The organism is Nguyenibacter vanlangensis (assembly GCF_013376155.1).
GTDB lineage: Bacteria > Pseudomonadota > Alphaproteobacteria > Acetobacterales > Acetobacteraceae > Gluconacetobacter > Gluconacetobacter vanlangensis.
In genome coordinates this window covers 1-718 of sequence record NZ_JABXXP010001088.1, presented here as the reverse complement: position 1 = coordinate 718, position 718 = coordinate 1, and the positions used below count along the sequence as shown (strand labels likewise).

Genomic DNA, 718 nt, shown 5'->3' with positions numbered 1-718 from the left:
CGCGGCCCCGGGTTGCGCGAATGGGGGTTGCGCGGACGGGGATCGCGCGCGGCACAGGGGCGCGGCATGCGTAAAGCGCGGCACAGCCCGCCAGCGCGGTCATGCAGGCCAGCGGCAGGGGCGACGACAGAAAGGCGGCGATCACGGCCATCATGCTCTCCATACCCCGTCGACAAGCCGGGCATGCCATGAAACATGGCGGTGTTCCGGGGCTTGGCCAAGCCTGCGGCGGTGTCAGCGGCGGTTTTATGCCCAAATCGGTCATCCGGCCGCGTCGTTCAGTCAACAGCGCCGGTTCGGCGTCCGTCAACGAAAAAATAACCTCCCGACTCGGGTACCAAACTCGGGTACCAAACCCGGGCACCGGTCGCGGGGCCCGGATCGTCAGGGCGCGCCGGTCGGCCGGTCCGGCGGGGTCGCGGCCAGGCATTTGCGCATCAGTGACGGCAGGGCCAGCCCGTCGAGATCCCGGGCGGCGAAGACCAGGCCGCCGGCCTGGGCGGCGCTGTTGGGAAAGCGCCCGATCCGCGCCGCATACACGTCCACATGCAGGGTGAAATGGGTGAAGACGTGCGTGACCCGTCCGGCCTGTCGCCATGGGCCGGGCAGCGGGGCATGGGCCAGTGCCTCGGATTCCGCCCAGGGTTCCGCGCGCCACTCGGTGCCGGGCAGTTCCAGCATGCCGCCCAGCAGCCCCGATGCCGGCCGGCGGCGCAGC

Annotated in this window: 1 protein-coding gene; it reads right to left on the bottom strand. The window is 70.9% G+C overall.

Features of this window, described 5'->3' with window-relative positions:
• Nucleotides 1–384: 384 nt before the first annotated feature.
• Nucleotides 385–718, bottom strand: a 334-nt coding sequence (locus HUK84_RS21415; protein WP_176641950.1) for an NUDIX domain-containing protein, incomplete at its 5' end; no start/stop codon positions are given.